Origin of the sequence: Arenibacter algicola (assembly GCF_018860365.1) — a bacterium.
Taxonomy (GTDB): Bacteria; Bacteroidota; Bacteroidia; order Flavobacteriales; family Flavobacteriaceae; genus Arenibacter; species Arenibacter algicola_B.
The window spans coordinates 79386-105465 of sequence record NZ_JAHKPO010000013.1; the positions used below are offsets into that span (position 1 = coordinate 79386).

The following is a 26080-nucleotide window of genomic DNA, read 5'->3' on the forward strand; positions in this document are numbered from 1 at the left end:
GGTATTTAGAAATGTCATGGCGTTTATTCCTATAATTTCCAAAGACCGTGCAGCAAGTAAATTTCGGATAAAAACCGCTATATTTGGGCCATGCTATTCAAGGATATTTTAGGACTTTCCCATATAAAGAATCATCTGGTATCCAGTGCCGATGCAGGTCGTATACCCCATGCCCAATTATTCGTTGGCCCAGAGGGCTGTGGTACTTTGCCCATGGCTTTGTGTTATGTGCAGTACTTGCTTTGTGGCAACAGTGAGGGCGAAAATATTAACGGCAATAGCGCCTGCAACACCAAATTTAACTCCTTGGCCCATCCGGATGTGCATTTTGCTTTTCCGGTATCCAATTCGGACAAAGTAAAAAGTCATGCCGTTAGTGATCATTATTTGGAGGAATGGCGCCAATTTATAAAGGAGCAGCCCTATGGAAATCTTTTTGATTGGTATAAATTAATAGGGATTGAAAATAAACAGGGACAGATCGGTGTGGATGAGGCTCAGGATGTGGTAAAGAAACTTTCCCTGAAATCATACGAAGGTGGATATAAGGCCCTCATTATTTGGATGGCCGAAAAAATGAATACCTCTACCGCCAACAAACTTCTGAAATTGATTGAGGAACCACCGGACAAAACGGTATTGATTTTAATTGCTGAAGATGAAGAACAAATTATTCAGACGATACGATCTAGGTGCCAAATATTGCATTTTCCCCGGCTGGCGGAAGAAGCCATTTCACAGGCCCTGATAGACAGGGGGGTTTCCAAGGAGGATGCCCATAGAATATCGCATGAAGCCAACGGCAATTTTAATAAGGCCCTCGATTTCATGAACAACGATTCCGAAGATTTGGTATTTGAGAAGTGGTTTGTGCAATGGGTCAGAAGCGCCTTTAAGGCCAAGGGCAACAAGGCCGCGATCCACGATCTTATTTCTTGGAGCGATGTGGTGGCAAAGACCGGTAGGGAGACCCAGAAAAAGTTCTTGAATTATTGCATGTCCGTCATGAGGCAGGCCCTTTTGATCAATTACAATACCCACGAATTGGCATTTATGAGGATTCATGTAGAGGGATTTCAATTGGAAAAATTTGCGCCATTTATACATGAAAATAATATAGTTCCCATTGTGAAGGAATTGGAGGACGCTATTTATCACATTGAAAGGAATGGTAATTCCAAACTAATATTGATGGATTTATCTATAAAATTAACGCGATTATTACACAAAAAAGCCGCGTAAAGGAATTGTATAATCTTAAAGACATTAACATGGACAACGTATTGACCTATCCTACAGAATTACTTCTTCTTCTTTTTCTAATTATAACTTTTCTTCAAAGTGCATTGGATAAAATCCTGGACTGGAAGGGCAATTTATCATGGTTAAAAAGTCATTTTTCCCAAACGCCTTTTAAGAATATGGTACCCTTATTATTAGGTACGGTAATGGTAACGGAAATTGTGGCAGGGATTCTGTGTACAGTAGGATTTTATTTGCTCATGGCTCAAGGGGATGGCTCTATTGCCTTGGCCGGTGCTATTCTTGCATGTCTGGCCTTGTTGATGTTGCTATTGGGTCAGCGTATGGCAAAGGATTACGATGGGGCTAGAACCATAGCCATATATTTTATGCCGGCTATTTTCCTGGTGTTTTTGTTGCATTCCTAAAAAATTAAGGGCCAAGGGTTTCTTGTCTTGCCTATGCCAACACAGAATACAAAGCTATACCAATAAGCTGGGTTTATTTCTTTCATTTGGGCTACAGTTTCCTTTCATATCCGGAAAAGTAAATAATTATAATGATTGAGCCGAACATACTGTACGGTCGGTTTTTTGCGCCAAAACGATGTGGTAATGAAATTAAAAATCCGATTTATGGAACTAATGGGTCGATTAAAAGTGGAAATTTATCAAAATCGGCCTGGCCAGAGCCGGCTTACCAACTGGCTAGTTTGTAGAACAGTATTTATTTCTAATTGAATTTTTTATAGTTTGGGCTGTTATAGGTAATTTTGAGCTAATGTTTGGCAGGGAATTCCTGTTATAAAACGGCTATGATAAACTGGGACTGAAATGGATTTATCGGAAATTAAATCAAAATCGGTTGGACTGGTATTGTCCGGAGGGGGTGTAAAGGGTATGGCCCATATAGGGATGATCCAAGCCCTAAAAGAATTTGGCATTAGCACCCGGGCCGTTTCTGGCACCAGTGTTGGGGCCTTGGTCGGGGCCTTGTATGCCAACGGCAATTCTGTTTCGGAAATGCTACAGTTCTTTAAGGAAACACCTCTTTTCCGCTATCATTTTATGACGATTTTAAAGCCCGGCCTTCTGGATACAGAAAGGTATTTTGATCTTTTGGCGAGATATTTTCCCGGAAATGCCTTTGAGTCCTTGCAGCGCAAGCTTTATGTAGTGGCTACCGACTTGCAAAAAGGGGATGAAAAAATATTTTCTGAAGGGGAATTAATTAAACCTTTGTTGGCTTCTGCGGCATTGCCACCTGTTTTTAGTCCAGTGGCTATCAATGGCCGCTTATATGCCGATGGAGGTATAATGAACAATTTCCCCTATGATGAGGTTGCCGTTACATCAGATTTTGTGATTGGGAGTAATGTTTCCGGGATCAAGGAAATTCCCAAAGATGGAATAAAATCGTCCTTGCAGTTGGCCAATAGGACCACCTCTTTAATGATTTATGCCATTAACAGGAATAAAGTGAATAAATGTGACCTATTATTTGAGCCCAAAGCCTTGGAACTGATTGGAATATTGGACAAAAAAGGTATTGAAAAAGCCTATACCATTGGTTACGAACATGCCTCAAGAGTAATGGAACAGGTATTTAAGCAGTCTTAGTCGACTATTTAGTGCGGACCTGGAATTTAGCAAACAACCCTAAGTATTTACACATCGTCATAATCTACTGTTAGAGTAGGGGTTGTGGGGTGCGCCTGACAAGTCAGGATCAATCCTTCGGCAATTTCACTATCCGTTAAAATTTGGTTTTTTACCATGTCGGCCTTTCCTTCCTTGATACGGGCAATGCAACTACTACATACTCCCCCTTGACAGGAATATGGAGCATCTATATTCTCTTTTAAAACGGCATCCAGTACCAAGGTACCTTTATCCATGGATATGGAGAATTCCTCATCGTCCACAATAACGGTAAGTTGGGTTTTCCCTTCCAATTTTTCAGGAAGCTCATCCTTTATTTCAGTGGAGGTAAACAATTCAAAATGAATCTTATCCTCAGAGATGCCCTTTTCCTTTAAATTTTCGGTCACCAACTGTATCATTGCCTCCGGACCACACAGATAGTAATCGTTAAACTCTAGATTTTTATGCTTGTTTTTAAGCACGTAATTCACCGTGGAGGCTTCTATACGTCCAAAAATGGATTCGTCCTCTTGGGTTTGACTCAAAATAAAATAGACATGAAACCTATTGGTATATTCCAACTGAAGCTTAACCAAATCAGTATAGAACATGGTTTCCTTATAGGATTTATTCCCATAGACCAACACAAAATTGTTTTTGGAATTGGATTCCAATACGGTTCTGGCAATACTCATTATCGGAGTAATACCGCTACCCGCGGCAAAGGCCACGATGTTTTTTGGATTCGGAGAGGGTTTAAAAACAAATCGGCCTTCCGGTGGCATTACCTCCAATACATCCCCTACCTTAAGTTTGTTGTGTGCAAAATCTGAAAATCCGCCCTTGTCCACTTTCTTTACACCAATCGTAATGCCCTCACACTTGGGAGAGGAACTAATAGAATAGGCCCTTCGCAATTCCTTGCCCTTTATTTCCTTTTTAATGGTGATGTACTGACCTGCCGTAAAGGCAAAGGTCTGAATCAGTTCTTTAGGAATAGCAAAAGTTATTGCAACTGAGTTTGGGGTAAGCGGTTTAATTTTTTGAACGGTAAGCGAATGAAAGTGGGCCATATTAAATCTTTGATGCAAAATTAAGCAAAGCAGGGAGGATTTAAAACGGGAAATTAAAAAAATACCAGCTGTTTGTAACAAATACCCTAAATTAGGCACTAATCTATCAGGTTTAACTATCCAAAAGAATGCTAAAGCACTTTCTTACGCTTGAATGGAAATCCTTTTTTAGATCCGCCTCTTTTAAGTCCAATCTTGCCATAAAGATTTTTATGGTTTTTGGGGCTCTCTATTTTATGGCCGTATTCCTGGGCCTAGGAATAGGTGCTTTTTATATCATAGAAAGGCAAGGTTGGGGAGATCCCCTTTTGGTAGTCAATAGGTTCATGATTTATTATTTGGTGGGGGATCTGTACATTAGGTATATGCTGCAGAAAATGCCGATTACCAATATTAAGCCCTTACTCTACCTTCCTATCAACAAAAGTAAGATAGTGGCGTATTCCTTGGGGAAAACGGTAGTTTCATTTTTTAATTGGTCACATGCTTTTTTCTTTGTGCCCTTTTCTGTTGTATTATTGGTTGAGGGTTACTCGCCCATAGGAGTCGTTGGTTGGCATTTGGCAATCATGGCGCTGTTTTTATGCAATAATTTTTTAAACGTACTGGTCAATAATAAAGACAATGTTTTTTACATGCTGCTGGGCATTTTTTCGCTCCTGGGAGTTTGTCAGTATTATGAACTGTTTAATATAACGGACTACACCTCGCCATTTTTTAACACACTCTATGACCTACCTTGGATGGCCTTTTTAACTTGGGGATTGCTAATAGCACTGGCAACTTCCGCTTTTACCTATTTTAAAAGGCATATGTATCTGGATGCCGGGTTGGCAGGAAAGAAATCTATGGCCAAAACGGAGGACTATGCCTGGTTGAACCGTTTTGGGAACTTGGGTACTTTTCTAAAAAACGATATAAAATTGATCAGGAGGAACAAGCGGTCCAAAACCTCAGTAATCATGAGTTTTTTCTTTATTTTTTATGGACTGTTCTTTTTTACCGGTGCCGTAGAGGCTTACGATGGTCCAGTTTGGAAGATATTTGCAGGTATTTTTATTTCCGGAGGGTTCTTATTCAGTTTTGGTCAGTTCGTGCCTAGTTGGGACAGCGCCTACTATCCTTTAATGATGAGTCAGAATATTAGTTATAGGGAGTATTTAACTTCCAAATGGTATTTGATAATCATAGCTACCGCGGCAAGTACTATTCTAGCCTCCTTCTATTTATATTTTGGGTGGGATGCCTATTTGGCCGTGATTGTAGGGGCCATTTACAATATTGGCGTTAATTCCTATTTGGTTCTATGGGGTGGCGCCTATATTAAAACACCCATAGATTTAACATCCAATAAAAAAGCGTTTGGGGACAAGCAGGCTTTTAATTCAAAAACCTTGTTGTTGACATTACCTAAGCTAATATTGCCTTTGGGAGTTTATGCATTGGGCCATTATCTAATTAGTCCAACTGCGGGCTATATTTTTGTTGGGATGGCGGGGATTATCGGATTTGGATTTAAAAATAGAGTATTTGCTCTGATAGAAGGCATCTACAAAAAAGAAAAATATAAGACCATAGCGGCATACAAACAAAAAGCATAAAAGGATATATCTATGATTTCAGTCCAAAGTTTAACTAAAAAGTACGGGGAATCCATTGTTCTAAATATTGAAAATTTGGAAATTCCAAAAGGGCAAAGCTTTGGTTTGGTTGGAAATAATGGAGCTGGGAAGACTACTTTTTTTAGTTTAATGCTCGATTTAATTCAGCCGACTACCGGACATATCGTTAATAACGGGGTGCAGGTAGATTCCAGTGAGGAATGGAAACCTTTTACATCAGCTTTTATTGATGAAACATTTTTGATTGGATATTTGACCCCAGAGGAATATTTCTATTTTATCGGGGAACTAAGAGGCCGGAACAAGGCCGATGTAGATGCGCTTCTGGAGAGGTTCAAGGATTTTTTTCACGATGAAATTTTAGGTCAGAAAAAATACTTGAGGGACTTGTCCAAGGGAAATCAGAAGAAGGCCGGTATTGTTGCCTCTTTCATTGGTGATCCCGAAGTAATTATATTGGACGAACCTTTTGCCAACTTGGATCCAACCACCCAGATTAAGCTAAAAGGTATTATTAAGGATTTGGCGGCAAGCAATGAAGTTACCGTTTTGGTTTCCAGTCATGACCTTATTCATGTTACCGAGGTTTGCGAGCGGATTGTTGTGCTTAATAAGGGAGAGTTGGTAAGGGATATACAGACTTCTACGGAAACCCTTAAAGAGTTGGAAGTTTTTTTTGGAGGATAAATTGTCTTGGAGTCCATGACGGTGTTATGGATCAAGGCTATTTTCCCTATTTTTATTTAATATGGTTTCGTGCTCGTTTTATGATTGGCAAAAAGAAGTTGTTGTTTTTGCCAAGAATTTTGCCCTTGATCATTTCATTGGCTAGGTTAGGAATTATCCAATAACTAAAAATAATGCAGCTTTTGTCGACCAACTACATAATAATCCGGTCGTTTTTAAGTTAAGGATACGTACGAATACATAGAATTTTGAAGCTTCGCAATAGACTTATATTTTCAGTTGTTTTTGGAGGATTGGTTTTTAATGCCTGTTCCACCAAGAAAGATGCCTTTTTAAACCGTAATTGGCACGCCCTAAATACCAAGTATAATACCTTGTACAATGGTAACATTGCCTTTGAGGAAGGGCGAGAGGGTCTCAATGCCGTTTATCAGGATAATTATTGGGAAATTTTGCCCGTGGAAAGACTGGAGGTCACTGAAGATATAAAGCTGGATTCCGAAGACAACAATCCAAATTTCCTGATTGCAGAGGAAAAGGCCACCAAAGCCATACAAAAACACAGTATGGACATTAAGGATGAGGAGCGCAATCCCCAGACCGATGAGGCTTTTTTGCTTTTGGGCAAGGCCAGGTATTTTGACCAGCGTTATATGCCCGCCTTGGAATCCTTCAATTATATCCTAAATAAATATACACAGAGCGATAAGCTTAACGAGGCAACCATTTGGAGGGAAAAGGTTAATATTCGTTTAGAAAATGAAGAGCTTGCCCTGAAGAATTTAAAGCGTTTAATTAAGCAGGAATATTTAAGTGACCAAGAATATGCAGATGCCCGTGCCATGATGGGTCAGGCTTACATCAACCTTAAAATTCAGGATACCGCCATTCAGCAGTTAAAGATTGCATCGGTATACACCAAAAAAAATCCAGAAAAAGGCCGCTACTTGTATATTATTGGTCAATTGTACAATGAATTGGGGTATAAGGACAGTGCCAATTATGCCTTCGATAAGGTCATCGATCTAAATAGAAAATCGCCCAGGGTATATATGATCAATGCCCATTTACAAAAAATTCAGAACACCGAACTTACCGATGACAATAGGGAGGAGATGTACGAGTATCTTACAGAATTGGAGGAAGACCGGGAAAATAGGCCCTTCCTGAATAAAATATACCGTCAGGTAGCAGAATTCCATTTGGCAAATAAATCCGATAGCCTGGCCTTGGTGTATTATAACAAATCCTTGAGGGCCACCCAGAATATGCCCCAATTGAACGCCCTGAACTATGAGAATTTGGCAATTTATAATTTTGACCAGAATGAATACAAACCTTCCGGGGCTTATTATGACAGTGTATTGCAAAATTTAAATGAAAATACCAAAAAGTACAGGGAGGTTAAAAAGAAACTGGATAATCTGGAAGATGTTATTAAATATGAGGAGGTAGTACAGTACACGGATAGTGTAATTACCTTATATGAGTTTTCAATTGATGATAGGATATCCTATTTTGAGAAGTATATAGCCGAATTAAAGTCAGTTGCTGAAAAAGAAAGAAAGAAAGAGGAAACTATGGCCAATGCCGGCTTTGCCGCCTTCAGTAAAACAAAGGGAGGAAAGGAGAACAAGGGCAAGTTTTATTTTTATAACATAACCACATTGGGTTATGGCAAGAACGATTTTAAGACCAGATGGGGGAAGAGAACCCTGGAAGATGACTGGCGCTGGTCTAACAAATCCAAAGCGCAAAATCTGGAGGTAAATGGTGAAAATCCGTCCAATACGGCAGCCAATAATGTTGCTGCAGTTGGGGAAGAGGAAAAATACAGCGTAGAGTTCTACCTTGGTCAAATACCTACAGACCCATTGCTGATAGACAGCTTAAGGACCGAGCGTAACTTCGCCAATTATCAATTGGGCTTGATCTATAAGGAAAAATTTAAGGAAAACCTTTTGGCTGCCGGTAAATTGGAGAGTGTCCTTAAATCTAATCCGGAGGAAAGACTAATAATTCCATCAAAATACAACCTGTACAAGATATACGAAGAGTCTGGAAGTTCGTTGGCAACCGATATGAAATATGACATTATTAGAAACCATCCCGAATCCAGATATGCAGAAATCCTTTTAAACCCACAGGCCGTTTTAACGGGAAGTGCCGATAGTCCGGATGCCAAGTACCAACGCCTGTACAAGATGTTCCAAAATCAGGAATTTTTACAAGTAATTACAGGGGCCGAAGAAAACATCAGTAAATATACCGGTGACCCCATTGTTCCAAAATTTGAAATGTTGAAGGCCAATGCCATTGGTAGGTTACAAGGGTTTGAGGATTTTAAGGAGGCATTGAATTATGTGGCCTTGAACTATCCCAATAATCCCGAAGGAAAAAAGGCGCAGAGCATGGTGGCGGAACAATTGCCAAAGTTGGAACCCAAGGTGTTTTCTACTGAAACTGAATCTACAGGTACAGGAAATTGGAAGGTGGTGTTTCCACTTAAAATTAGGGACGATAAAAAGGCCCTTAGGCTCAAGGAACTTTTAGAAAAATCCATTGAGGATCTAAGGTATAAGAATGTGGTCTCCAAGGATATCTATAATCTGGAGGATCAATTTGTAGTGGTTCATGGCTTTAAATCCAAGGACTTCGCTCTAGGCTATGCAGAATTGATAAAAAACAATAAGGATTACCGTATCGATGATGAGAATTTCGTAATTTTATCCAACAACTATAAAATAATTCAAGTACATAAGAATATAGCAGATTATAAAGCGCAACAGTAAACCCCAAAACCTTAGCAAAATGTTTTCAGATAACAAAAAACCTCGTGTTATGACAGAATTAGGCGGACAACCCAACAGAATTGAAAAAAACACCAAAATCAAAGGTGACATTGTCTCCGAAGCCGATTTTCGAATTGATGGAAAATTGGATGGTAACGTAAAAACTTCAGGAAAAGTGGTCATTGGAATCGATGGTTATATTCATGGTAAAGTGGAGTGTGTCAATGCTGATATTGAAGGTAATTTTAATGGAGAGTTAATCGTAGCCGACCTCTTATCCTTAAAGTCTTCTGCTGTAATTGAGGGCACTGTCATAGTATCCAAATTGGCGGTTGAGCCCGGTGCCACCTTCAACGCGTCCTGTACCATGAAGGGCAAGGAAGGAAAAGGGGCTGTAAATAGCCCAACAAAACATTCAGCAACCACCAATGAGCCAGCAAAAGCCTCCTAAAAATAATAATGGTTTAAAAAATGCGGCAATCCTTACAGGTGTTGCCATTGAAATGGGCGGAATAATTTTTTTGGCTGCCCAGGGAGGAAAGTGGTTGGATGAATATTTTGAAATGGAGTCCAAGACCTTTGTTATAGTGCTTACTCTACTAGGAGTGGCCGTTGCTATTTATTTGGTTTTGCAGCAATTGAAACGCATAAAGTATTAATGTCCAAGAATAAATTCCTTTTTTCCTTTTACTTTTCCTTGGTACTTTTGAGCCTGTTGGTTTTCTGCCTTCACCTCTTTATACTTTATTTGTTCGGATTTCCTTTATTGGACCATATGATCGTTTTGGCCTATTTGCTCAATGTGGTTCTGGCCTTGATCATATTTTCGGTACTGTACTGGTTTCGGGAGAAATGGAGAGATCAGATAGGATTTCTTTTTTTAGGGGGAAGCATGCTCAAGTTTTTATTTTTCTTTCTCGTTTTTTATCCCTTCTATAATGCAGATGGGAACATGGAATCTTTGGAGTTTACCACTTTTTTTGTTCCCTATTTGGTGTGCCTTCTTTTGGAGACATTCTTTACTGCCAGAATGCTAAATAGTTAGCTTCAATTTTGTTTTCCATATTACTTTTAAGTTATGGTCCAAAATAAACCGATTAATGCTTTTTTCTTTTTGAGATAAAAGCGTACATTTGCACGGATTTTTTGAGACCGATATTTTAAGCGATATGCAAAAACCATTTTACGTCAAAGTTCTTTTAGTTGTTACACTTCTTCTGGGTATCAATGCTTTCGCACAAGAAAAGGACCATTCGTCCAGCGAGGAAAAAGGAAGCCTAAAAACCGAAATCAAGGAATTTATTGGACATCACTTGTTGGATTCCCATGATTTCACTCTTTTTACCATAGATGAGGAAAAAAATGAACACGTAGGTTTTCCGCTACCCGTAATTTTATGGGATAACGGTCTAAAGGTGTTCTCATCTGCCAAATTTCACCATGGGGAATCCGTGGCGGAAGTGGATGGGAATTATTATGCCCTATACCACGGCAAAATAGTGAAGACCGATGCAGAAGGAACCATCAACTACGATGAAGATCATCATGCAACCAATGTAAAACCGTTGGATTTTTCCATTACAAAGAATGTTGTTTTTATATTTTTGGTTTCGGCCTTAATGTTGTTTATGTTCGGCAGAATGGCCAAGTCATACAAAACCAATGCTATGCCCAAAGGCATAGGCCGTATGTTGGAGCCTATTATTCTTTATATACGTGATGATATTGCTATTCCAAACATTGGGAAGAAACACTATAAGAAATACATGAGTTATTTGTTGACTGTGTTTTTCTTTATCTGGATCATTAACCTTTTGGGGCTTACCCCACTTGGTGTAAACGTTACCAACAATATTGCGGTAACCTTTGCTTTGGCCATCCTTACTTATTTGATTACCACCTTTACCGCTAATAAGAATTACTGGAAGCATATTTTCTGGATGCCGGATGTACCTGTTTTTATGAAGGTTGTTTTGGCACCGATTGAGCTTTTGGGAACTTTTATAAAGCCCTTCTCCCTTATGATTCGTTTGTATGCGAACATTACGGCGGGTCACGTGGTCTTAATGAGTATTTTGGGAATGATGTTTATCTTCAAAAACTGGATCGGAAGTCCATTGTCATTTGGTTTGGCATTTGCACTTTCTTTGTTGGAGTTGTTGGTAGCGGCCTTACAGGCCTATATATTTACGATGTTGTCCGCCCTGTATTTTGGTTCGGCCGTTGAAGAACATCACGATCACTAAGAGTAGAATGTTTAATAATTAATTATATATATTATGGAAATCCCAACTATTGTAGGAGCTGGTTTGATCGTTATCGGTGCTGGTTTAGGTATTGGTAAAATTGGTGGTTCTGCTATGGATGCCATTGCACGTCAGCCAGAGGCTTCAGGTAAGATTCAAACAGCAATGTTGATTGCTGCTGCACTTATCGAAGGTATTGGTTTTGCTGCGCTTTTCGCATCTTAGTCAAACAAAATAAGGAACGGCTATAACGGTTGGTTATAGCTGTTCCTTACAATTAAAAATTAAACGTTTACATTTCATATATTAGGACATGGAAAAATTAATAGAGCAGTTTTCATTTGGATTGTTTTTTTGGCAATTGTTATTATTTATAGCAGTGCTTTTATTGTTGCGTAAGTTTGCGTGGAAACCTATTCTTGATGCCGTTGAGGATCGTGAGTCTGGTATTAAAGACGCATTGGCTGCAGCAGAAAACGCCAAAAAGGAAATGCAAAATGTTACTGCCGATAGCGAACGTCTTTTACAGGAGGCAAGGGTAGAACGTGAGGCTATGATCAAAGAGGCCCGTGAAATGAAGGAGAAAATCGTTACGGATGCAAAGGACTTGGCGCAGGCCGAGGCCGATAAAATGATCAAGCAGGCGCAACTTGCCATTGAAAGTGAAAAGAAAGCAGCCGTAGCCGATATAAAGAACGAAGTGGCTACCCTATCCTTGGAGATTGCGGAAAAAGTCATTAAAGGACAGTTTTCCGATAAGGCCAAACAAATGAAGTTGGTCGAAGAAATGATCGGGGACATTAAGCTAAATTAGGAATAGGGATATGAACGAAGCTAGAGCAGCCGTACGTTACGCAAAGGCAATATTGGATCTGGCGGTAGATAATAAAGCTACCGAACAGGTGGAGAAGGATTTCCGAAGTATACTATCTACTATTGCTGATAGCAATGAACTTCAGGAAATGTTGGGGAGCCCTGTTTTAAAAGGCGAACTTAAAAAGAAGGCCTTATCCGAAATTTTCAGTGGAAGCAATAGCGTTACTGAGGGACTTATTTCCACATTGGTGGATAACAAGAGAATTTCAATTCTGAACGATGTTGCCGAGAAGTTCATCATTTTGAATGAGGCTCGTAAAGGTCAGGGTGTAGCTTTGGTAACCACCGCGGTTCCTTTAAGCGCCGATCTGGAGAAAAAGATATTGGGCAAGGTTGTTGAACTTACCGGAAATGAATCTACTATTGAGAACAAAGTGGATGACAGCATTATCGGAGGGTTTATTTTGCGTGTTGGGGATTTGCAGTATGATGCAAGCATAGCCAACAAATTAAGTAATTTGAAAAGAGAGTTTACAAATAGTCTATAAATAATTTTTTTGGACGATGTTGGGTTTCAATGTGGTCCTAATCTTATATCTATAACAAATGGCAGGAGTAAAAGCCGCTGAAGTATCAGCAATATTAAAGAAGCAGTTATCGGGGTTTGAAGCATCAGCTTCATTAAACGAGGTAGGTACCGTTCTACAAGTAGGTGATGGTATCGCTAGGGTTTATGGATTATCTAACGTCCAATACGGAGAATTGGTAGAATTTGAAGGTGGACTTCAGGGGATCGTTCTAAACTTGGAAGAGGATAACGTTGGTGTGGTATTGTTGAGCCCATCCAGAAATATTAAGGAAGGTTCTGTTGTAAAACGTACCCAGACCATTGCCTCCATTAAAGTTGGTGAAGGAATTATAGGTCGTGTTGTGGATACATTGGGAGCGCCAATAGATGGTAAGGGACCAATAACTGGGGATTTATATGAATTGCCATTGGAGCGTAAGGCACCTGGGGTTATTTTCCGTCAGCCGGTGACAGAGCCATTGCAAACTGGAATAAAGGCTATCGATGCCATGATTCCTGTTGGTAGGGGTCAGCGTGAGTTGGTCATTGGTGACCGTCAGACGGGTAAGACTACCGTTTGTGTGGATACCATTTTGAATCAAAAAGAATTTTACGATGCAGGGGAACCTGTATATTGTATATATGTTGCCATTGGCCAAAAGGCCTCTACGGTAGCGAACATTGCAAAAACTTTGGAAGATGCAGGGGCTTTGGCCTATACTACCATTGTAGCTGCAAATGCTTCCGACCCTGCTTCCATGCAGGTATATGCTCCCTTTGCAGGAGCTGCCATCGGTGAATATTTTAGGGATACTGGTAGACCAGCTTTGATTATCTATGATGATTTGTCAAAACAAGCAGTTGCCTATCGTGAGATATCTTTATTGTTAAGACGCCCACCGGGACGTGAGGCTTATCCTGGGGATGTATTTTACCTTCACTCCAGATTGTTGGAGCGTGCTGCAAAAGTTATTGCAGATGATACTATAGCAAAGAATATGAACGATTTGCCAGAGGTATTGAAACCAATGGTAAAAGGTGGTGGATCTTTAACGGCTTTGCCTATTATCGAAACTCAGGCTGGGGATGTTTCCGCTTATATTCCTACCAACGTAATTTCTATTACGGATGGTCAGATTTTCTTGACCCAAGATCTTTTCAACCAAGGGGTTCGTCCTGCGATCAACGTAGGTATTTCAGTATCTCGTGTTGGGGGTAATGCCCAGATAAAGTCAATGAAAAAGGTAGCAGGTACCTTAAAATTGGATCAGGCACAATTCCGTGAATTGGAAGCTTTTGCCAAGTTCGGCTCAGATTTGGATGCCGCTACATTGAATGTTATTGAAAAAGGACGTAGAAACGTTGAAATTCTTAAACAGGCACAGAACGATCCTTTTACTGTTGAAGATCAGGTGGCTATTATTTATGCAGGTTCCAAGAACTTGTTGAACAAGGTTCCTGTAGAGAAAATAAAGGAGTTTGAAAGGGACTATCTAGAGTTTTTGAACGCCAAGCATAGAGGAATTTTGGATCAGCTTAAGGCAGGAAAGTTAACAGATGAGGTAATAGATGTTTTGAGCTCTGTAGCCAAAGATCTATCCGCTAAATATTAATAAAGTATTTTCTCTGTCTTCTTGATGCAAGAAGACAGAGAAAATTGAATAAATAAATGTCTAACACAGTATTCCTCTACTTGGGGAGCTTAAGTGGAGCCTATGGCCAATTTAAAAGAAATACGTAATAGAATTGCTTCGGTATCTTCAACGATGCAGATTACCAGTGCCATGAAAATGGTTTCTGCCGCTAAGTTGAAGAAGGCTCAGGATGCCATTACCGCAATGCGTCCATATTCCGATAAATTGTCGGAGCTTTTGCAAAGTCTTAGCGCAAGTCTAGATGCCGATTCCGGAAGCAAGTTTGCCGATAATCGTGAAGTAAAAAAGGTTTTGATCGTTGCCATAACCTCTAACCGGGGTTTATGTGGTGCCTTTAATACGAACATTTTAAAACAAAGCGTTCTTTTGGCCAACAGTACCTATGCTGGTAAACAGGTAGATTTTGTTGCCATTGGTAAAAAGGCCAATGATATTTTAAAGAAAAAGAACAAGGTTATTGCAAACCACAGTGCGGTTTTTGATGATTTGACCTTTGATAATGTGGCGGCCATTGCCGAGGATTTAATGGATCTGTTTACCACAGGGGCATACGATAAGATTGAAATTGTATATAACAAATTCAAGAATGCTGCTACACAAATAGTAATGACAGAGCAATTTTTGCCAATCGTTCCTATAGAAGGTGATGCCAATTCGGTGGCTGATTATATTTTTGAACCTTCCAAGGCGGAGATTGTGGAACAATTGATCCCAAAATCATTAAAAACCCAGTTGTACAAAGGGGTGCGCGATTCCTTTGCTAGTGAACATGGTGCTCGTATGACCGCTATGCACAAGGCAACGGACAACGCAACTGACTTAAGAAATCAGCTGAAACTTACATATAACAAAGCAAGACAAGCTGCCATCACTGGCGAAATTTTAGAAATTGTTGGTGGAGCGGAAGCGTTGAACAACTAAATGTTATTATTAGTCCTATCATTATTGATAGGTTTCAGAATATAGAACCCCACATTATTGTGGGGTTTTTATATTTATGGAGTTATTTGTCGCATAAGCTAATTTACTAACTTTGCCCGCATCGATTAAATGCCTAATTTTAAAGCTAATTCATAGATTTCTTTGAATCCACTTAAAAAACTATTTAAACAGACGTTTATCTATGGCTTAGCTACGGTCTTGCCCCGGATGCTATCGTTTCTTTTAACGCCTTTATATGTCACTGTTCTACCCACGGATGAATACGGGGAGGTTTCCATTATTTTTGCCTGGTTTGCTATTTTTAATGTGTTATTGGCTTATGGCATGGAAACGGCCTTTTTTCGTTTTTACAACGATACATCCCTAAATAAGAAAACAGTTGTTACCACTTCTTTAATTTCTATTGGGGCCTCTTCCTTTATTTTCATGCTCCTAGCTTTTATGTTTAAGGGGTCTATTTCATCAATAAGTGATATTGATCCACAATTTATCTCTTATGCGATATTGATTCTTGTACTGGATGCTTTGGTGATCATTCCATTTTCCTGGCTAAGGGCCAATGAAAAGCCTATGCGCTATGCCTTGGTCAAGATTGCAAATGTGGTAATTAACCTAGGCTTGAATTGTTTTTTCTTATTGATTCTTCCAATTCTTGCAGAAAGCAATCCAAATGCGTTTTTAAGTGGTCTTTACAAGCCTAACTTTGAAATCTCCTACATATTTATCTCTATGTTGATTGCTAGTGGCACAACCCTCCTTTTGATGTTGCGTCTCTATTTAAGAAGACCCTACGTATTCGATAGGTTTATATGGACCAACATGATGAAATACGCTGCTCCTGTTTTAGTAGCGGGTATTGCATTTACCATCAATGAAGTGTTTGATCGAATTATGTTGGATTGGCTCTTGCCAAACGATATTGCCGAGAGTGAGATTGGTAAATATTCTGCCTGCTACAAACTTACCTTATTCATGACGCTATTTGCCACGGCCTTTAGGATGGGTATAGAACCCTTTTTCTTTAGTCACTCCAAAAGTGATAACCCACAAAGGGCCTATGCGCAGATTACCAACTATTTTGTAATCCTTGGAAGCGTTATTTTACTTTCCGTTGTGGTCTATGCAGATGTCCTTAAACTATTCATTGTCCCCAATTCGGATTATTGGGAGGCCATGTCTGTAGTACCCATAATTATTTTGGCCAGTTTTTGTTTGGGAATCTACCACAACCTATCGGTATGGTACAAAGTAACCGACCGTACCAAGTTTGGAGCATATATTTCTTTGATCGGTGCCACGCTTACAATAATTATCAATTTTGCCTTTATTCCCTATTTTGGATATGTGGCCTCTGCCGTAGCAACTTTGGTAGCCTATGCATCTATGGTAATACTGTCCTTCTTTTTTGGCAGAATGTATTACCCTATACCATACAACCACAGAAAAATAATTTTCTACCTAGTGGTTTCCATCTCGTTTTCCATGCTATCTTTTTACGTTTTCGATCGTAATTTGATTATTGGCAGTATATTTTTCATTATATTTTTGGGCATGGTATATAGGCTTGAAAGTGATAAACTAAAACAAATATTTCTACGAAAATGACTATAAAAATCATCAATAAATCGGTACATCCCTTACCTAGCTACGAAACCTTGGCTTCTGCCGGGATGGATCTAAGGGCCAATCTTACAGAATCTATTGTATTGCAACCCATGGATAGAACCATTGTAAAGACTGGACTTTTCCTGGAGCTTCCAATTGGTTTTGAGGCGCAGGTTAGACCACGAAGCGGGTTGGCGGCGAAAAAAGGAATTACCGTTTTAAATGCTCCTGGCACGGTTGATGCTGATTACAGGGGGGAAGTAGGGGTAATATTGATAAATCTTTCCACCGAAGCTTTCACTATAGAAAATGGTGAACGTATTGCCCAATTGGTCATTGCCAAGCACGAAAGGGCGGAGTGGGACTTGGTTGAACAGCTTTCCGAAACCTCTAGGGGCGCAGGGGGATTTGGTAGTACCGGTGTAAAATAAAACCCCGGGATAAACAGGGAGGACTCTGGCATAATCACTAATTTTATGGAGGTTTTTAATGGTCTTTTTATTTTAAGATAGGAATCTATCGGAATAAAAGTGATTTTAAGGCAATCCAATGTTGAATTTTAAGTTGTTTAGGGCTTAAGGTCTGTTTTCCTATAAGAGTAAAATTGTAATATGAGAGGGAGGGTCTATATATTTATTTTTGCCCTGGGGTTATTTTTAATTCCAAGACCTAGTTGTGCCCAAGAAAATGAAATTAGGGAAGAAGAGAGTGCGGAGGTTTTTTTGGAGGAATATACCGATGAGTTTCAGGAGAAATTCTTTGAGGCATTAAAGCAAAAGGGAATTGAAAACTACGATAGGGCCGTTAATCTCCTTTTGGAATGTAAACAGTTAGACCCTAATAATTCCGTTTTGGACCATGAACTGGCCAAGGCCTATTTGGCTTCCAAACAAGTGGTTTTGGCACAGCAATACGGCATTTCAGCTTTGAATGCCAGACCGGATAATTTTTGGGTATTAAATACCTTGGTAGATATTACCCAGCGCCAAGGGTTGGGCCTAGAGGTGGTAAAGGATAAGATCCCTTACAATAATACCAAACTCCAGGAAAATCTGGCCGTAATCTATTTTAAACAGGAAAATTTTGAAAGCGCCCTGAAAATACTTAACGGTATGAAAAGCTCTGTATTTTCCAAGGATCTTACCTCAAGAATAAACAATTCCATCAAGAACAGGGAAAACACTGAAGTTCAGAAGGATACGATTATTGTAGAAGTTCAAAAGGAAAGCCCTATGGAAAATTATGTATCCAATATTTCCGGCTTTTTGGTAAAGAGCGACTTTAAAAATGCGGCATCCGTAAGTGAGGAGGCGTTGGAAAATTTCCCTGCACAACCCTATTTTTATTACACTTACGGACTTAGTTTAAATAAACTCAATAAACATAAGGAGGCCGTTGCTATTTTGGAATCGGGATTGGATTATTTATTGGATGATGTTGATCTTGCCAATAAAATGTACAAAGAATTAGTGGATGCTAACAATGCTTTGGGAAATTCTTCCAAAGCAAATATGTATCTTAGTAAATTAAAATCCGGGTCGTAAATCTATGGTATACAGTTTTAAAAGACATCAAAAATGGGCTATACTTGGCATTTTTGTAGTATTGGTGTTTTCATGTAAGTCTACAAGCGTAATTAAAGGCGGTACAGTGGATGAGAATTTAACCGCGAAGGCGGTCATTAGAAACCACTACTACACCCATTTTAATTTTAAAACCCTAAGTGGAAAGATGAAGATAGATTATTCTGACGGGGAGAGCACACAAAGTGTAAGTGTAAGTTTTAGGATGGAAAAAGATAAGGCCATTTGGTTAAGTGCGCCCTTAGGAATCGTAAAAGCATACATTACTCCGGATAGGGTGTCGTTTTATAATAAGTTGGACAACGAATATTTTGATGGGAATTTCTCCTATTTGACTCAATTATTGGGAACCGACCTTAATTTTCAAAAAGTACAGAACCTTCTTTTGGGAGAGCCCCTTATTGATTTACGGGAAGAAAAGTATACGGTGGATATTGCTAACGACAACTATCAGTTGAAACCAAAAAAGGCTGGAGAGCTATTTAAAACACTGTTTCAAATAGAGCCCTTGAATTATAGAATGGCTATACAGCAGTTGTCGCAACCATGGGAGAAACGACTACTTGAAATCAACTATAAGAACTATCAAAAAGTGAATAAATGGATTTTGCCCGGGGAGATAGATATTCTGGCCGTTGACGGGAACAATACCAATAATATTACCGTAGAATTTAGGAATATGGAGTTCAATAGAGCATTGAATTTTCCGTATAATATACCAAATGGTTTCAAAGAAATAGTATTAAATTAATATGGGAAGTAAGCACTCTTATATAGTTTATTTTCTTTTAGTTATGTTCATTCATTTGAGCAATATAACAATGGCTCAGACCAATGAACAGAAGGCATTGGAATCCAAGCGGGAACAACTCCAAAAGGAAATATCGGAAATTAACCGATTGTTGTTCGCGGAAAAAAAGGAAAAGGGAAATGTCTTGGAGCAGATGGAGGCCATGGATCAAAAAATAAATGTTCGCCAACAATTGATCAGGGTTACCAATCAACAATCCAACCTGCTTAATAGGCAGATAAATACGAATGTAAGGAACATTGGAAAACTGCGTAATGATCTGGCTTTTCTTAAAGAGGAATACGGGAATATGATCCAAAAGTCCTATCAGAATAAATCCAGACAGAGTAGGTTAATGTTTCTTTTGTCCTCCGAGAATTTTCTACAGGCTTTTAAGCGGTTTCAGTATATGAAGCAATATACCCAATATAGAAAGGAACAGGGGGAGCAAATTGTAGCCAAAACGGACGAGCTGACCCAATTGAACAAGGATCTTTCCGAACAGCGTAAGGAGAAGGACAAACTTGTGGCGGAAAATACCCAGATCAAAAATCAGTTGTATAAGGAAATACAGTCTCAAAAAGACTTGCTCAAGAGTATAAGGAAGAACGAAAGCAAATATGCCAAGGCCATTGAAAATAAAAAGAAGGAGGCCAAGAGGATCGATGAGCAAATAGAAAGATTAATTAGAAGCGCTATTGCAGCCTCCAATAGAGAGGCTAGTAAGTCTACCAACACCACGGCGACAAGTAGCAGTAAGTTTGTTTTGACTCCCGAGGCTACCATTGTGGCCAATAATTTTTCGGCCAACAAGGGCAAATTGATCTGGCCGGTTGAAAAGGGAATTAAAAGACAGGGCTTTGGTGTTTATAATGACGCCGTTTATCCTGGCATAAAGCACGAAAGTAATGGGGTAATTATTGCCACTGATGAAGGATCCAAGGCAAGGGCTATCTTTGAAGGGGAAGTTATCGCCATTCTGTCCGTTCCAGGGGGGAATAAGGGTGTACAGATTAAGCATGGAAACTATATAAGTACCTATTACAATCTTTCCAGAGTTTTCGTAAAGAAAGGGGATAAGGTAAACACTAAATCGGATTTGGGGGATATATACACCAGCAAGTCCAGCGGCACTACCCAATTAAAATTTTATCTGTACAAGGATACTACCCGACTTAATCCTGAGGAATGGATATATCAACTATAAAATAATTTGAAATTGAAAAATATAACCGATTTAAAAGGAGCATTTACTTTAAACAATGGTGTAGAGATGCCCTATTTTGGTTTAGGGGTTTATTTGAGTGAGGATGGAAAAGAAGTGACCAATGCCGTTAAATGGGCGTTACAGGACGGATATCGACATATAGACACGGCTTCGATCTACGGGAATGAAGAGGGTGTGGGTATAGGTATCAGGGAAAGTGGTGTTGACCGTAAGGATATATTTGTGGTGAGTAAGGTGTGGAATAGCGATCAAGGCTATGAAAGCACTATAAAAGCCTACGAGTCTAGTTTAAAGCGGTTGAATTTGGACTATTTAGATCTTTACCTGGTACATTGGCCTGTAAAGGGAAAATATAAGGATACTTGGCGTGCAATGGAATATTTGTACAAGCACAAAGGGGTAAGGGCTATCGGAGTAAGTAATTTTATGCAACACCATCTAGAAGACTTAATGACTTCCTCAGAAATTGTCCCAATGGTGAACCAAATGGAATTTCATCCTTATTTGGTACAGCAGGGGTTGATCGATTTTTGCAACAAAAATACCATTCAGTATGAAGCTTGGTCCCCTTTAATGCAGGGGCATATCTTTGAATTGGATATTATGAAGGATCTAGCTGCAAAATATAAAAAGACCATTGCCCAAATTGTGCTTCGCTGGGATTTGCAAAAGGGGGTGATCACCATTCCAAAATCTTCCAAAAAGGATAGGATTAGGGCCAATGCAGATATTTTTGACTTTGAACTTGCTCCTGAGGATGTTAAAAAATTAGAGCAATTGGACCGCGGAAAAAGATTTGGCCCCGACCCCGATAATTTCGATTTTTAATCCATAAACAAGGCCTTCAGTTCCGTGGCATCTTTGGGTTTCATCTTGCCTGCAAGTACCAAGCTGAGCTGCTTTCTGCGCAGGGCAGCCTCATATCGTAGTATCTCCAAGTCAGTCTCTGGTCGTAATTCGGGAACCAATGTAGGCTTTCCACTATCGTCTACGGCCACAAAAGTGTAGATAGCCTCGTTTACCTTGGATTTCTCGCCATTAAACCGGTCTTCCATCCAAACATCTATAAACACCTCCATGGAGGTCCTGAAGGCTCTGGAAACAGCTGCCTCTACCGTAACAACGCTTCCTACGGGGACAGCTTGGTTAAAGGCTACATGGTTTACGGAAGCAGTAACGGTTATTCGTCTGCTGTGGCGCCTGGCAGCAATACTGGCGGCTCGGTCCATTCGGGCCAACAATTCTCCCCCAAACAAGTTGTTTAAAGGGTTAGTTTCACTTGGAAGGACCATATCGGTCATTAATGTGCGCGATTCACGGGGCGTCTTTGACTCCATACATTTCTTTTGGACAAAGATACATTGGTAATATTAAGCTAAAAAGGAGAGTAAGAATTATTTTACGGAACGCAACCAGGCCTCGGGCGATTCGGACAGTTTTATTTTCCTTAAGTAATTTAAGGCTTCCTTGGCATCGTCAAAACTGCCATAGGCTACCATGTGCAATCCATATTGGTTTACACCAAGATAAGAGGCATCGTATCCTTTTTCTTTAAGTTGAAGGACTTTCTTTTCGGCATTTTCCTGAATTCTAAAAGCACCGGCAATAACTTGGTGAACACCACTTTTTTTGTTGGTGATGGCATTCAAGGATACAGCTGGTAATTCTAGTGGAGCAGTATTGAAAAATGTAGCTTCCTGGATATTTTTGGAGACTTGCTGATGCGCTTCCTGCCTCACCAATTCTTGGTCGTACACTTTTTCATTATAAAGTCGATAACCGGTAAAACCTGTGGCAATGGCCAATAGTATTACGGCTGCATACTTTAAATAAGGCCTAAGGGTAGATTCTTTCCTAGCCTCAGGGGTAATCATAAATGGAATTTTTTCTTCCAGTTCAACTACTTCCTCCTTTAAAACTTCCCTAGAGATCGGGTTGGATACAAAAGTGGATAGCCCAAAGGATGAGGTTAGGTAATTTACCTGATATGAAGGCTGAAACTGGGTTTTTCCTTCTTTGTTCAGCCATAACTCACCAATGTTGGGAAGATTCAATCTATTTCCTTCCTTAAGAAGTTTCTTCCACTTTAGGGATACTGCGGCTATTTGCTTCTGCATGTCCTCATAGGACATCTTTTCGGCATCGGCCATGTAGGATACCAACAATCCGTCATTGGTAGTCAGTTGTTCGTTGAAAGATATTACTTTCGAAGGAGGGTAGAACGAATTCGTCGCATCATTGATAACAGCAGATTTCATCTGTGTCAAAAAGGCGCCAAATTCAGGCACCATTACACAATTGTATCTATAAAGCAATTCCGCTATGTAATGTTCGGTTCCCATAGGAACAAAGATTGGAAAAAATACACAAGTTCAAAACTCTTCACATAACTTTTTATTAACATTATATTTTGTGTATTTTGTGAACAACTAAGCCGCTTCCATAAATGTCTAGAGATGAAATAATTGCTATTCTTCGGTTACAGAACGTACCGAATATTGGTGACATAACAGCAAAAAAATTAATTTCCAGTTGTGGGAGTCCTTCAGCAATTTTTGATGAAAAAATGACTCGGTTGAAAAAAGTTGACGGTATTGGTTCGGGGATCCTGAAAGGACTTTTGGATAGGGAGCACTTGGAGGCTGCTGAGTTGGAGTATGAATTTATTAGAAGTCAGGAAATAAACCTTCATTATTTTATGGAGGAAAGCTATCCCGCTTATTTAAAACACTGTATAGATAGCCCTATTATACTTTTTAGCCAAGGGAATATAGATTTGAACCGCCAGAAGATCATAAGTATTGTAGGCACTAGAAATATTACCAGTTATGGCACTGCATTTTGTGAGCAGTTCATTGAGGAATTGGCACCCCTGGATCCAATTATTGTGAGTGGGTTTGCCTATGGGGTGGATATCTGTGTACAAAGGGCGGCGGTAAAACATGGTTTACAGACCATTGGATGCTTGGCCCATGGTTTGAATCAGATTTATCCAAAAATGCATGAAAAATATGTGCCTGATGTAAACAGGAACGGCGGTTTTTTTACTGAGTTTTGGAGTACGAGCCAACCCGATAGGGAAAATTTTTTAAAGCGAAATCGGATTATAGCAGGTATGGGAGAAGCTACCATTGTAGTGGAATCCGCTGAAAAAGGAGGTAGTCTGGTTACTGCAGATATCGCCAATGGCTATAATCGCGATGTTTTTGCCGTACCCGGAAGAACCCAGGATAAGTATAGCAGCGGATGCAATAATCTCATTAAACAGCAGAAAGCACAAATGCTTACATCGGCCGCTGACTTGATCTATATGTTGGGTTGGGAATTGGAAGAAAAAGAGCCCACTACCATTCAAAAGCAACTATTTGTAGAGCTGGACGATACCGAGAAGGCAATTTATGATTATTTACAACAGGGGGGCAAACAAATGTTGGACCATATTGCACTCGATTGTAAGTTGCCCATATATAAGGTTTCCTCTACCCTATTGAATATGGAAATGAAGGGAGTGGTGAGACCACTTCCTGGTAAATTGTTCGAGGCCATTTAAAATCATCATTAATATGCTAATATTGAGGTTAATCAATGGTTCAATGCTAATTATCAAGCCTCATTTAAGGGTATATTTTTTTAAATTTACCGACTAACTAGTTTGTAATAAGGCATTTTTAATTTAATAATGATGACTTTTGGGCATTACATCGCCCATGAACTACCCTTCAACCCATTTATCTTTTTGGGAAGATATCATGGAATGGAGTAAACCGACCAATGGGTATATTTTCAAAAAAATTAATACCCCACCTTCAACCTTACCCTTTCCAGCACCCCATCGGCCACTATCTTGGCTTTTTTGGCGCCAAAGGCCAAGGCTTCATCCAGTTCATTTAGGTTGTTCATATAATAATCGAACTTTTCCCTTGCCTCTCCAAAACGTTCCAATACCACTTCATAAAGCGCTTGTTTGGCATGACCGTAGCCATAGTTGCCGTTTATATAATTGGACCGCATTTCGGCAACTTGATTTTCTGTAGCCAGAATATTGTACAGGGCAAACACATTATCCGTATCGGGGTCTTTTGGATCTTCCATAGGGGTGCTATCCGTCTGTATACCCATAATCTGTTTGCGCAATTGTTTATCGGTTTGAAAAAGGCTTATCAAATTTCCTTTGCTTTTGCTCATTTTGGCGCCATCGGTGCCCGGGATATACATGGTCTCTTCCTGTACCTTTCCTTCCGGCATTACAAAGGTTTCTCCCAATTGGGCATGAAACCTTGAGGCTACGTCCCGCGTCATTTCCAAGTGCTGCATTTGATCCTTGCCAACAGGGACTATCTCAGCATCGTATAAAAGTATATCCGCAGCCATTAGCATGGGATAGAAGAACAAACCAGCATTCACATCATCCAGCCTGTCCGCCTTATCTTTAAAAGAGTGCGCAAGGGTTAGTCTTTGGTATGGAAAAAAACAGCTGAGGTACCAAGCTAGTTCCGCAGTTTGAGGTATATCACTCTGACGATAAAAGGCCGTTTTATTAATGTCCAAGCCAAATGCCAACCAGGTAGCCGCTACGGCATAAGTGTTGTACCGCAATTGCTCTCCATTCTTTATTTGGGTAAGTGAGTGCATATCCGCAATAAACAGAAAGGAGTCATTTGCTGGATTATTTGCCATTTCTATTGCTGGGATGATCGCTCCCAAAATGTTCCCTAGATGAGGGGTTCCAGTACTTTGTATACCGGTTAAGATTCTTGCCATTATTTTATTTTCAAAGAAGGACAAAGGTAAAAGAAATTCTAAAGAAGGACTAAAATTATTACTTTTGACCACATGCTATCATTTCTAAAAAAAATAGGCCATACGCTCTACAGAATTTGGTTCTATATTTTAGTGGTTTTACCCATTTTAATAATGTTTCCTTTCTTGGTGATTTTTACCCTTTCCGAGAAAACATACCCACAATTCTTTTGGATAGCACGTAATATTTGGGCCAACACTATTCTTTATGGTATGGGGTGTTTTCCAGTAGTTAAATGGGAGCAAAGGCTTAAAAAGGGTGAAAGTTATATGTTGGTATCCAATCACACCAGTATGTTGGACATTATGTTGATGTTGAAAGTCAGTAAAAATCCTTTTGTTTTTATAGGGAAGAAGGAATTGGTGAATATACCCTTATTCGGGTTCTTCTATAAAAAGGTATGTATTTTGGTGGATAGGGAAAGTGCTAAAAGTAGGACAGCGGTTTATAGAAGAGCACAAAAAAGATTACAACAGGGCTTGAGTATTTGTATTTTCCCAGAGGGCGGGGTGCCCGATGAACATATTATTTTGGACGACTTTAAGGACGGCGCATTTAAAATGGCAATTGCGCATAACATTCCGGTCGTTCCCATGACCTTTTATGACAACAAAAAGCGGTTTTCCTTTACTTTTTATAGTGGTAGTCCGGGGCAGTTACGTGTTAGGGTACATAAATTTTTTGCCACCGATAACCTTAATGAATCAGATAAGATCAAGCTTCGGGAATCTGTCAGAGAGGTAATATTGAATGAGTTGGAGCATACCTGTTAGCCTTGCAATTCCGC

At 39.6% G+C, this 26080-nt stretch carries 27 protein-coding genes; 23 read left to right on the forward strand and 4 right to left on the reverse strand.

Annotation, left to right across the window (positions count from 1 at the left end; translation table 11 throughout):
- Positions 1-90: 90 nt before the first annotated feature.
- The 3 genes from KO529_RS09015 (at position 91) to KO529_RS09025 (ending at position 2861) form a co-directional block, all read left to right on the forward strand.
- Complete coding sequence (locus KO529_RS09015; RefSeq protein WP_215947582.1) at positions 91-1242, forward strand: ATP-binding protein; 1152 nt, start codon at positions 91-93, stop codon at positions 1240-1242.
- 29 nt (positions 1243-1271) lie between these two features.
- A complete protein-coding gene (locus KO529_RS09020) occupies positions 1272-1670 on the forward strand; it encodes a DoxX family protein (RefSeq protein WP_215947583.1) in 399 nt (132 codons plus the stop codon).
- A gap of 405 nt (positions 1671-2075) precedes the next feature.
- Positions 2076-2861, forward strand: a complete 786-nt coding sequence (locus tag KO529_RS09025; protein ID WP_215947584.1) for a patatin-like phospholipase family protein — start codon at positions 2076-2078, stop codon at positions 2859-2861.
- 47 nt (positions 2862-2908) lie between these two features.
- Here KO529_RS09025 and KO529_RS09030 read toward each other — a convergent pair whose 3' ends face one another.
- On the reverse strand, positions 2909-3958 hold the full coding sequence (locus tag KO529_RS09030) for a ferredoxin--NADP reductase (protein WP_215947585.1): 1050 nt from the start codon (positions 3956-3958) through the stop codon (positions 2909-2911).
- 128 nt (positions 3959-4086) lie between these two features.
- Between KO529_RS09030 and KO529_RS09035 the strand changes: the two genes are divergently transcribed.
- From KO529_RS09035 to KO529_RS09120, 18 genes are all read left to right on the forward strand, one after another.
- The gene (locus KO529_RS09035; protein ID WP_215947586.1) at positions 4087-5559 is read left to right on the forward strand and encodes a DUF5687 family protein; all 1473 of its coding nucleotides are present in this window, start codon (positions 4087-4089) and stop codon (positions 5557-5559) included.
- 12 nt (positions 5560-5571) lie between these two features.
- Entirely contained in the window at positions 5572-6267 is a 696-nt protein-coding gene (locus KO529_RS09040) for an ABC transporter ATP-binding protein (RefSeq protein WP_215947587.1), read from the forward strand.
- A gap of 248 nt (positions 6268-6515) precedes the next feature.
- A complete protein-coding gene (locus KO529_RS09045; protein ID WP_215947588.1) occupies positions 6516-9059 on the forward strand; it encodes a tetratricopeptide repeat protein in 2544 nt (847 codons plus the stop codon).
- A 19-nt stretch (positions 9060-9078) separates the two neighbouring features.
- On the forward strand, positions 9079-9510 hold the full coding sequence (locus KO529_RS09050) for a bactofilin family protein (protein WP_215947589.1): 432 nt from the start codon (positions 9079-9081) through the stop codon (positions 9508-9510).
- Positions 9488-9718 carry an AtpZ/AtpI family protein gene (locus KO529_RS09055; protein WP_072860080.1) on the forward strand — a complete coding sequence of 77 codons (231 nt, stop codon included), beginning with the start codon at positions 9488-9490 and terminating at the stop codon, positions 9716-9718. Before KO529_RS09050 ends, KO529_RS09055 begins: the two co-directional genes overlap by 23 nt.
- Complete coding sequence (locus tag KO529_RS09060) at positions 9718-10104, forward strand: DUF6168 family protein (protein ID WP_215947590.1); 387 nt, start codon at positions 9718-9720, stop codon at positions 10102-10104. The genes KO529_RS09055 and KO529_RS09060 overlap by 1 nt, the downstream gene beginning before the upstream one ends.
- Positions 10105-10228: 124 nt before the next feature.
- The gene (gene atpB, locus KO529_RS09065; RefSeq protein WP_215947967.1) at positions 10229-11305 is read left to right on the forward strand and encodes a F0F1 ATP synthase subunit A; all 1077 of its coding nucleotides are present in this window, start codon (positions 10229-10231) and stop codon (positions 11303-11305) included.
- Between the two features lie 33 nt (positions 11306-11338).
- The gene (gene atpE / locus KO529_RS09070) at positions 11339-11530 is read left to right on the forward strand and encodes an ATP synthase F0 subunit C (protein ID WP_031446173.1); all 192 of its coding nucleotides are present in this window, start codon (positions 11339-11341) and stop codon (positions 11528-11530) included.
- A gap of 88 nt (positions 11531-11618) precedes the next feature.
- Positions 11619-12119, forward strand: a complete 501-nt coding sequence (locus tag KO529_RS09075; RefSeq protein WP_215947591.1) for a F0F1 ATP synthase subunit B — start codon at positions 11619-11621, stop codon at positions 12117-12119.
- A 10-nt stretch (positions 12120-12129) separates the two neighbouring features.
- Positions 12130-12669, forward strand: a complete 540-nt coding sequence (gene atpH, locus KO529_RS09080; RefSeq protein WP_215947592.1) for an ATP synthase F1 subunit delta — start codon at positions 12130-12132, stop codon at positions 12667-12669.
- A gap of 58 nt (positions 12670-12727) precedes the next feature.
- Complete coding sequence (gene atpA, locus KO529_RS09085) at positions 12728-14302, forward strand: F0F1 ATP synthase subunit alpha (RefSeq protein ID WP_215947593.1); 1575 nt, start codon at positions 12728-12730, stop codon at positions 14300-14302.
- A 102-nt stretch (positions 14303-14404) separates the two neighbouring features.
- Positions 14405-15265 carry an ATP synthase F1 subunit gamma gene (atpG, locus tag KO529_RS09090; protein WP_215947594.1) on the forward strand — a complete coding sequence of 287 codons (861 nt, stop codon included), beginning with the start codon at positions 14405-14407 and terminating at the stop codon, positions 15263-15265.
- A 162-nt stretch (positions 15266-15427) separates the two neighbouring features.
- Entirely contained in the window at positions 15428-16891 is a 1464-nt protein-coding gene (locus tag KO529_RS09095) for a lipopolysaccharide biosynthesis protein (RefSeq protein WP_215947595.1), read from the forward strand.
- Positions 16888-17322, forward strand: a complete 435-nt coding sequence (gene dut / locus KO529_RS09100) for a dUTP diphosphatase (protein WP_215947596.1) — start codon at positions 16888-16890, stop codon at positions 17320-17322. Before KO529_RS09095 ends, dut begins: the two co-directional genes overlap by 4 nt.
- A 180-nt stretch (positions 17323-17502) precedes the next feature.
- Positions 17503-18435, forward strand: a complete 933-nt coding sequence (locus tag KO529_RS09105; protein WP_215947597.1) for a tetratricopeptide repeat protein — start codon at positions 17503-17505, stop codon at positions 18433-18435.
- 4 nt (positions 18436-18439) lie between these two features.
- Entirely contained in the window at positions 18440-19225 is a 786-nt protein-coding gene (locus KO529_RS09110) for a DUF4292 domain-containing protein (RefSeq protein ID WP_215947598.1), read from the forward strand.
- Positions 19226-19268: 43 nt separating this feature from the next.
- Positions 19269-20471 (forward strand): murein hydrolase activator EnvC family protein, encoded by a 1203-nt coding sequence (locus KO529_RS09115; protein ID WP_247094856.1) that lies wholly within the window; start codon positions 19269-19271, stop codon positions 20469-20471.
- A gap of 12 nt (positions 20472-20483) precedes the next feature.
- Complete coding sequence (locus KO529_RS09120) at positions 20484-21320, forward strand: aldo/keto reductase (RefSeq protein ID WP_289847759.1); 837 nt, start codon at positions 20484-20486, stop codon at positions 21318-21320.
- Here the strand turns inward: KO529_RS09120 and KO529_RS09125 are convergent.
- A complete protein-coding gene (locus tag KO529_RS09125; protein WP_215947600.1) occupies positions 21317-21829 on the reverse strand; it encodes an acyl-CoA thioesterase in 513 nt (170 codons plus the stop codon). The two genes, KO529_RS09120 and KO529_RS09125, sit on opposite strands and share 4 nt — an antisense overlap.
- Positions 21830-21886: 57 nt before the next feature.
- Positions 21887-22834, reverse strand: a complete 948-nt coding sequence (locus KO529_RS09130) for an SPOR domain-containing protein (protein ID WP_215947601.1) — start codon at positions 22832-22834, stop codon at positions 21887-21889.
- A gap of 104 nt (positions 22835-22938) precedes the next feature.
- On the opposite strand from KO529_RS09130, the gene dprA reads away from it, so the two are divergent.
- A complete protein-coding gene (gene dprA / locus KO529_RS09135) occupies positions 22939-24042 on the forward strand; it encodes a DNA-processing protein DprA (protein WP_215947602.1) in 1104 nt (367 codons plus the stop codon).
- A 242-nt stretch (positions 24043-24284) separates the two neighbouring features.
- On the opposite strand, the gene trpS is transcribed toward dprA, so the two are convergent.
- Entirely contained in the window at positions 24285-25253 is a 969-nt protein-coding gene (trpS, locus tag KO529_RS09140; protein ID WP_215947603.1) for a tryptophan--tRNA ligase, read from the reverse strand.
- 72 nt (positions 25254-25325) lie between these two features.
- On the opposite strand from trpS, the gene KO529_RS09145 reads away from it, so the two are divergent.
- Positions 25326-26066 (forward strand): lysophospholipid acyltransferase family protein, encoded by a 741-nt coding sequence (locus KO529_RS09145; RefSeq protein WP_215947604.1) that lies wholly within the window; start codon positions 25326-25328, stop codon positions 26064-26066.
- Positions 26067-26080 lie beyond the last annotated feature (14 nt).